2 protein-coding genes are annotated in these 1,115 nt (G+C 66.3%); one reads left to right on the top strand and one right to left on the bottom strand.

The annotated features are described in order from the left end of the window. The coding region (locus Q9G87_RS60305) for an RNA-guided endonuclease InsQ/TnpB family protein (protein ID WP_305925687.1) at positions 1–647 on the bottom strand (647 nt) is incomplete at its 3' end. 24 nt (positions 648–671) lie between these two features. Here Q9G87_RS60305 and tnpA point away from each other — a divergent pair. Continuing rightward, positions 672–1,103, top strand: a complete 432-nt coding sequence (tnpA, locus tag Q9G87_RS60300) for an IS200/IS605 family transposase (protein ID WP_305925686.1) — start codon at positions 672–674, stop codon at positions 1,101–1,103. Positions 1,104–1,115 lie beyond the last annotated feature (12 nt).

Raw genomic sequence — 1,115 nt, 5'->3', positions numbered from 1 at the left:
TTACGGTGGAAGATCTTCTCTCCGGTGGACAGCGCGAGCGGGACGGCGATGCCCCGGTCGATCGCGGTGTTCGGCCCCGGATGCGGGGCGGGCACCGGCTCCTCGGTCTGGATACGGAACACGATGTGCCACCCATTGGCCTCCTTCACCAACCGCGCCCCGGTGATCTTCCCGTGCGGGTTGCCCTTCGTGACGCCGGGCAGGTCTTTGGTCCACCGGAAGCGGACCCGGCCGAGTTTGGGGATGGTGACCGCGCCCCACCGCCGGTTGATCCGGGTGATGTTCAGGTCCCGCGCCTGGGGGACGTCCACGGCCATCCGGGAGCGCAATCGGCTCTTGAACGTGGGGCGCCCGGCCGGGTGGTCGGGGTTGAAGAAGTTCGCCCACGCCTGCCGGTAGGTCTTCAGCACGGCCTGCGCCGCTTGGGCGGGCAGTTCGTTGAGCCAGTCGATCTCTTTGCGGGCGGCCCGGATGGCCTCGTCGCATTGGGCGAGGGAGGCGAACCGGCCCTGCCGGAAGGTGAAGAACTCGTGCAGCAGGTTCCACAGCGTGCGCGCGTTGTGCGCCTGGCCGTCCAACACGGCGCTCTGCCGCTGGTCCAACTCCAGGCGGGCGACCTGAGCGCGGTTGCGTTTCCCCCGCTCCACGCGCCACATTCTATCGTTTGGTGTATGTCGCCGCGATGGGAACCGAACCCCGACATCAGAACAGGGCGTCACTGCGTCCACGAGTTGTCCGTGCATTTGGTGTTTGTCACGAAATATCGGCGAGACGCACTCACCGGCCCGATGCTGGAACGCTGCGAACAGATCATGAAAGAGGTGTGCGAGAAGTTCGACTGCCAGCTGACCCAGTTCAACGGCGCCGACGACCACGTCCATCTGATCGTCCGCTACCCGCCCAAGGTCGCCCTGTCCTCCCTCGTCAACTCCCTCAAGGGCGTCTCGGCCCGCTACCTCCGCCAGGAATACAGCGTCCACGTCCGCACACACCTGTGGGGCGGCCACTTCTGGTCCCGCTCCTACTACGCAGGATCGACCGGCAGCACGAGCGCGGCCACCGTCCGCACCTACCTCCAGTCCCAGGACCGGCCCCAGAAATGAGACAAGACCAGA

Source organism: Nonomuraea turcica, from assembly GCF_030718205.1.
Taxonomy (GTDB): Bacteria; Actinomycetota; Actinomycetes; order Streptosporangiales; family Streptosporangiaceae; genus Nonomuraea.
The sequence above is the reverse complement of the archived record's forward strand: the minus strand, read 5'-3'. Positions and strand labels throughout refer to the sequence as shown.

What these genes read in the sequence shown, in the direction of transcription:
- tnpA (WP_305925686.1), top strand. Translation starts at nt 672, where the DNA reads ATGTCGCCGCGATGGGAACCGAACCCCGACATCAGAACAGGGCGTCAC.